Source organism: Novosphingobium sp. FG90 (assembly GCF_057808725.1).
Genome location: NZ_JBMDIO010000013.1, coordinates 121,438 through 127,690, shown reverse-complemented (window position 1 = coordinate 127,690; position 6,253 = coordinate 121,438). Strand labels below are relative to the sequence as shown.

Below are 6,253 nucleotides of genomic sequence, written 5' to 3'. Positions count from 1 at the left end.
CGTTCGTTCTGAGCCAGGATCAAACTCTCAAGTTGTGTCACAATGTCCACGGCACGACCCAAAGGCCGCCAACCGCAAACACCGAACTCCGGGAGCCGATACCTGCACATGTAAAACGTATGGTTACGTAAGGACATGTAACAAGCGTCGGCTTGCTTTAAACTGATCATCGTGGCCCAAAGACCCACGAGACCAGGCGCCGTCGCCCACATGTCCCTTCATCATAAACCTACAATGTCAAAGAACGAACCAGCCTTCCAGCCAGTCCCGCCGAACAGTAAAGCCGGACAACCAAGCGTCCCTCGTTCTTGCGATCGGGGGAACCAGCTGTCCGTCTGTGTTGGCGACCGTAGCAGAAGCGTGCTCCGCTGCGGTGAAGCGGCCTCTAAGCCCACCAAACGAGTCGGTCAACAACCAATTTTAAAAATGTTTCAAACGTCCGCAGATGCCGGGAAACCAACCTCGAAGGTGAGAGCCGCATGCGAGTATCGGTTTCCAAGGTTCAGGCCTCCCCTTCATCCCCGGCTTCCTCATCCCCAACGCTTTCTTTACCACGGCAGGCATAAAGGGTGATCTGCAAGCGCGCTTTCCGGCGCGCGCGGTCTTTTGGGGGATCTGTTACCTACATGCCGACACCGGCGATCAGCGTGGCCATGAGCGTCTTCAACGGCGAGCGCTTTCTTGCATCCGCGATCGAGAGCGTCCTCGTACAGGATTTCGCCGACTTCGAGTTCCTCATCGTCGATGACGGCTCCAGCGACGGGTCGGCGGGGCTTATCCGCAGATACGCAAACGACGATTCGCGCATCCGCCCCATCTTGCGCGAAAACCGCGGGCTGGTCGCCAGCCTCAACGAGATGATCGAGGCGGCCCGCGCGCCGATCATCGCGCGCATGGATGCCGACGATATCTGCAGGCCGGACCGCTTCGCCCGCCAAATCGGCTTCCTCGCGGACCATCCGGACTATGGCGTCGTCGGCAGCTGGAGTGAAGATATCGGAGAGAACGGCGAAAAACTTGTCCGGTCCGGCGCCGACCACCCCGAGACTCACGAGGACCTGCTTGCCGCCATCGAGACCGGCGGCCAACTGATATGCCATCCCGCCGCGATGTATCGTCGCGACGTCGTCCGATCGGTCGGCGGCTATCACGCCGCATTCCGGCACTGCGAAGACCTCGATTTGTGGCTGCGTCTGTCGAGCGTGACCAAGCTGGGCAACATTCCCGAGCGACTGCTGTGCTATCGGCGCTATCCCGGACAAGTCTCCTCCCGCCATGCCACCGAACAGCAGATCGGCACGGCCGTAGCCCAGGTCGCCTGGCGCGAGCGGAAGGCGGGACGCCCGGATCCGACCGCCGACCTCGAGCGCCTGCCACCGATCGGCGAACTCGATGCGCTGTTCGGCCATTCCGGCATTTCCCGGCAAGTACGCGAGCAGGTCGCGCTCGGCCTGCTCTATTCGGCCAGCGCCATGCGAGACGAAGGGTTCGATCTGCTTGTGCAGCACCTGCGCGATGGGGGGCGACGCGATGGCATGTGGCGCACTGTCGCCCGACTCGTCCGGTTCGGGGAACCGGTGCGGGCATTGCGCCTAGCCGCCACACTCACGACCTCGACTTCGACTTGACCGCCCCCATGACGGTCGAGATCGAAACGCCCTCCGCCGAATCCCGCGCAACGGATGCGGGCCGGGGCACTGACAGCGTAAAGTCCGCAGCGCTTTGGGCCGCGGCGAGCCAGTACACGCAATTTGTCCTGCAATTCGCAACTTCGGTCATCGTCTCCCGCTTTTTCCTCAAGCCGGAAGAGATCGGCCTAGTCTCGGTGGCATTGGCAGCGGCGATGATCCTGTCGGTAATTCAGGACTTCGGGCTCACCCGTTATCTGGGCCGACATCCCACGGCCGATGAGGACACGGTGCGGCACTGCACGGTGATCGCGGCCGGCTTCTCCTTCCTGCTGGCCGGGCTGATCTTCGCGATCGCCTGGCCGGTGGCGCGGTTCTACGACGAGCCGCGACTGTTCCCGATACTGGGCCTGATCGCAGCATCTTACCTGCTCAATCCCTGGAGCATCGTGCCGGTAGCGCTGCTGTCGCGGCGACTGGACTTCAGAGGAACGTTCATCGTCAATGCAGCCGGATCGGTGACGAACAGCGGTTGTGCCCTGGCGTTGGCGGCGCTCGGCTTTTCGGCAACGTCGCTCGCCTGGGCCATGATCGCGCAGGCTGCCGCGCGCGCCATCGCTGCCCAGATCCTGCGTCCGACCCCGCCGAGCCTTCGCGTGCGACGCGAGCGGGCGCGCGAGATCATCGGTTTCGGTTCCGGCAGCGCGCTGCTCTATCTTTCCGGAGGGATCGGTATGCGCACGCCGGACCTCATCGTCGGGCGGATGCAGGGAATGACGGCGGCGGGCCTGTTCAGCCGCGGCGTCGCGCTCGCCACGCAGCTTCACTACCTCGTCGCCGGTGCGGTGAGCGCGATCTACTACCCGACTTTCGCGCGCCTGCGGGACGAGGGCAAGGACCTCGGCCCCTACTACGAGCGAGTGGTCGCCGCCCATGGCGCGATCGTCTGGCCGGCGATGGCGCTGCTGGCCGTTCTGAGCGAGCCGGTGATCCTGCTGCTTTACGGGCCGGGCTGGGCCGAGGCGGCTCCGCTGCTCGCCTTCGTCGCGCTGGCCGAGTGCTGCTTCGTTGCACTCCCGCTGCACATGGATCTCCCGATCCTGCTGGGGCGCTTGAGGATGCTGCTCTGGTTCAATCTGGCGGACACGGCGCTATCGGTAGGCACGCTGGCGGCAGGAGCCGCCATCGGCGTGGAAGCGGCGGCCGCCTCACGGCTCGTCTATGGGCTCGGGTGGTTCTTTCTCTATGCCTTCTGGCTCCAGAAGATGATCGGCTTTCGCTGGCGCGCAACCGTCAGGGTCTACGCCTCGAGCGTCGTCGTCGCGATCGTGACGATCGCACCGGCACTTTATGCCGTCACGGTGTGGAGGTCGCCCGCGACTCTGGGCTTCGGCGGCCTGGTACTGGCCGGCGGGGCATCGGTCCTGGCGTGGATGGCCGCGATCATGTTGCTGGGACACCCTGCTCGCGGCGACATAATGGCCATGGCGAACCACGTGCTCGCACCGATCCGACTACGCCTTCGACCCAGCTGATAGAGAAATGGATCGCTGTTCACGTAGCGTTCCACGCAATATCATGATACGTTGATCCGCATATAAGAATTATGTGAGGTCTGCGTCTCACGGGGAGATCTGCAATGTCGGGAATGAGCATGGCACTGGCGATGCTGATCGCCAATCCCGTTATCCTCGGGGCGACTCCTGCCCCTATCACCCAACCGGCAGAATCCGGGGCCGAACCTCAGGGCGATGTCGTTCAGGGCGATGCCGATACGCACTTGCGCATGACCGTCACCGTGGCAGTCCACGGGGTTGGCCCCTATCGCTTCCTCATCGACACGGGCTCCCAGCGCACCGTCGTCTCCACCGCCCTGGCGGGTACGCTCAAGCTCGCACAAGGGCCGCAGGTCCGAGTGGTCGGTATAGCCGGGGCGCAGGATGTCGCCACCGCCCAGGTCGAATCCATCACGGTCGGGCCGCGCGCCTTCTACGACCTGACCGTGCCCCTGCTCGAACGCGCCAACATGGGCGCCGACGGCATACTCGGGACCGACAGCCTGCAGCACCAGCGCGTCCTGCTCGATTTCGCCCGCAACACCATCACCATCGGTGACCTCGCGGAAACCGGCGGAAACCGCGGTTTCGAGATCGTTGTGCGCGCCAAGGAACGCTCAGGCCGGCTCATCCTCACCGATGCGCTGGTGGACGGCATCCGCACCGACGTGGTGATCGACACGGGAGCCAGCGGCACGATCGGCAACCGCGCCCTGCAGGAGGCGCTTGCGAAGAAGCAGAGGCAAGCGCTGCTCAAGGGGGAATTGGCCAGCGTCACGGGACATGAACTGCCCGTCGATCTCGGCGTGGCCGACAAGCTGGAACTGGGCGGAATCGGCGTCAGCAACGTCGTGATCGCCTATGCCGATGCCCCCGCATTCAGGGAGTTGAAGCTCCAGCGCAAACCCGCAGTGTTCCTTGGCATGCGCGAACTGCGAGCGTTCAAGCGGGTCGCCATCGACTTTACCAAACGCAAGGTGTCGTTCGACCTGCTCGGTACGCGCTGACCCGCTCCTGCGCTTTCCGCCGAACCGCACCGCATTGCCGGATTGTTTCATCCCGCCGAAGCCCTAAATAGCGCCGATGCCTCCCGATACCGCCGTTCGCGATTCCAATGCCCGCCACGATGGCTGGCGCACGCTCCTGCGCTTCCTGCCCTACTTGTGGCCGCGCGACAATCCGGCCCTGCGCTGGCGGATCGTCTGGGCCTGCGTGTTCATCGTGCTTTCCACGGCAACGCAGCTGGTGCTGCCTTACCTGATGAAATGGGCGGTCGACCTAATGGGCTCGACCGGGCCGAAGCTGATCCAGCTGACGATGCTGATGGTGCTCGGCTATTCGGCCGGACGGCTGGCGCAGACCGGGTTCGACAACTTGCGCAACATCGTGTTCGAGAAGGTCGGGCAGGACGCGACGCGCGAACTGGCGGAGAACGTGTTCTGCCAGCTTCACCGCCTGTCGCTGCGCTTCCACCTTGCCCGGCGCACGGGCGAAGTGACCAAGACCATCGAGCGCGGGACCAAGAGCATCGACACGATGCTCTATTTCATGCTGTTCAATATCGCCCCCACCGTGCTGCAATTGCTGGTCGTGGCGGTGATTTTCTGGGTCAACTTCGGTCCCGGCCTCGTCGTTGCGACGGCGCTCGCCATCGCCGCCTACATCTGGGTCACGCGCGTGATCACCGAATGGCGCACCAAGCTGCGCGAGCAGATGAACCGGCTCGACGGACAGGCACTCGCCCGCGCGGTCGACTCGCTGCTGAACTACGAGACGGTGAAATACTTCTCCGCCGAGAAGCGCGAGGAAGAACGCTACGCCCAGGCCACCCGCGCTTATGCCGTCGCCGCCGTGAAGAGCGAAAATTCGCTCGGAATGCTCAACATCGCGCAGGGCGTGGTGGTGAACCTGCTGATGGCGGGCGCGCTGGCATGGACGGTCTACGGCTGGTGGCGCGGAAATTATACGGCGGGCCAACTGGTATTCGTGCAGACTTATCTCACGCAGTTGTTTCGGCCGCTCGACATGCTGGGCATGGTCTACCGCACGATACGGCAGGGCCTGATCGACATGGCCGAGATGTTCCGGCTGCTCGACACCGCAGTGGAAGTGCCTGATGCCCCGGGAGCCCCGGCGCTGGTCATCGGCCGACCTTCCATCATCTTCGACAACGTCGTCTTCGGCTACGACGCGGACCGCACGATCCTGCACGGATTGTCGTTCGAGGTTCCGGCCGGGCAGGCCTTCGCCATCGTCGGCCCCTCTGGCGCGGGCAAGTCGACGATCGCGCGGCTGCTCTATCGATTCTACGACCCGCTTTCAGGCCGTATCCTCATCGACGGGCAGGACATCCGGCAGGTCACGCAGGCCAGCCTGCGCGGCGCCATCGGTATCGTGCCGCAGGATTCGGTGCTGTTCAACGACACGATCGGCTACAACATCGGCTACGGCCGGGACGGCGCACAAGCCGACGAGATCGAAACCGCCGCACGGGGCGCAGCGCTGATGGGCCTGATCGACCGACTGCCTCAGGGCTTCGACACCGAAGTGGGCGAACGGGGCCTCAAGCTGTCGGGTGGTGAGAAGCAGCGCGTCGCGATCGCCCGCACGCTGGTCAAGAACCCGCCGATCCTGATCCTCGACGAAGCCACCAGCGCGCTCGACACCCGCACGGAGCAGGACATCCTGGCAACCCTGCACCGGGTGGCCGAGCATCGCACCTCGCTCTCGATCGCGCATCGCCTTTCGACGATCGCCGACGCGGACCGCATTCTCGTGCTCAACGAAGGACAACTGGCGGAGAGCGGGACGCATTCCGAACTGCTGCGCCGTGACGGCCTCTATGCGGAAATGTGGGCGCGCCAGGCTGCCGAGGCCGAGGCGATGAACGAGGCGGCCGAATAGGTCAGTATCCCGGGGCCTTGCAAGGGGCCTCGAGTTTCTGGGCCTGTGTGGTACTCGCCATACTGCCGGCGACAGATCGGGCGATAGTCGCAAGCCTGCTCCTGGAACTCGGGAAGGCCGGGTGCCGGGCCCGTGTTCGACGGGATATCCGTTAGCGCCGCCTGT

At 64.2% G+C, this 6,253-nt stretch carries 4 protein-coding genes; all 4 read left to right on the top strand.

Going from position 1 to position 6,253, the window contains the following annotated elements:
• The first annotated feature begins 626 nt into the window (after positions 1-626).
• The gene (locus ACODRZ_RS13725; protein ID WP_488971382.1) at positions 627-1,628 is read left to right on the top strand and encodes a glycosyltransferase family 2 protein; all 1,002 of its coding nucleotides are present in this window, start codon (positions 627-629) and stop codon (positions 1,626-1,628) included.
• An 8-nt stretch (positions 1,629-1,636) separates the two neighbouring features.
• Entirely contained in the window at positions 1,637-3,163 is a 1,527-nt protein-coding gene (locus ACODRZ_RS13720) for an oligosaccharide flippase family protein (protein ID WP_488971381.1), read from the top strand.
• Between the two features lie 104 nt (positions 3,164-3,267).
• The gene (locus tag ACODRZ_RS13715; protein ID WP_488971380.1) at positions 3,268-4,191 is read left to right on the top strand and encodes a retroviral-like aspartic protease family protein; all 924 of its coding nucleotides are present in this window, start codon (positions 3,268-3,270) and stop codon (positions 4,189-4,191) included.
• Between the two features lie 76 nt (positions 4,192-4,267).
• Positions 4,268-6,088 (top strand): ABCB family ABC transporter ATP-binding protein/permease, encoded by a 1,821-nt coding sequence (locus ACODRZ_RS13710; RefSeq protein ID WP_488971379.1) that lies wholly within the window; start codon positions 4,268-4,270, stop codon positions 6,086-6,088.
• Positions 6,089-6,253: the final 165 nt, after the last annotated feature.

Excerpts from the sequence above, each read along its gene's own strand:
- ACODRZ_RS13725 (WP_488971382.1), top strand. The coding sequence starts at position 627 with ATGCCGACACCGGCGATCAGCGTGGCCATGAGCGTCTTCAACGGCGAG.
- ACODRZ_RS13715 (WP_488971380.1), top strand. The coding sequence starts at position 3,268 with ATGTCGGGAATGAGCATGGCACTGGCGATGCTGATCGCCAATCCCGTT.
- ACODRZ_RS13720 (WP_488971381.1), top strand. The coding sequence starts at position 1,637 with ATGACGGTCGAGATCGAAACGCCCTCCGCCGAATCCCGCGCAACGGAT.
- ACODRZ_RS13710 (WP_488971379.1), top strand. The coding sequence starts at position 4,268 with ATGCCTCCCGATACCGCCGTTCGCGATTCCAATGCCCGCCACGATGGC.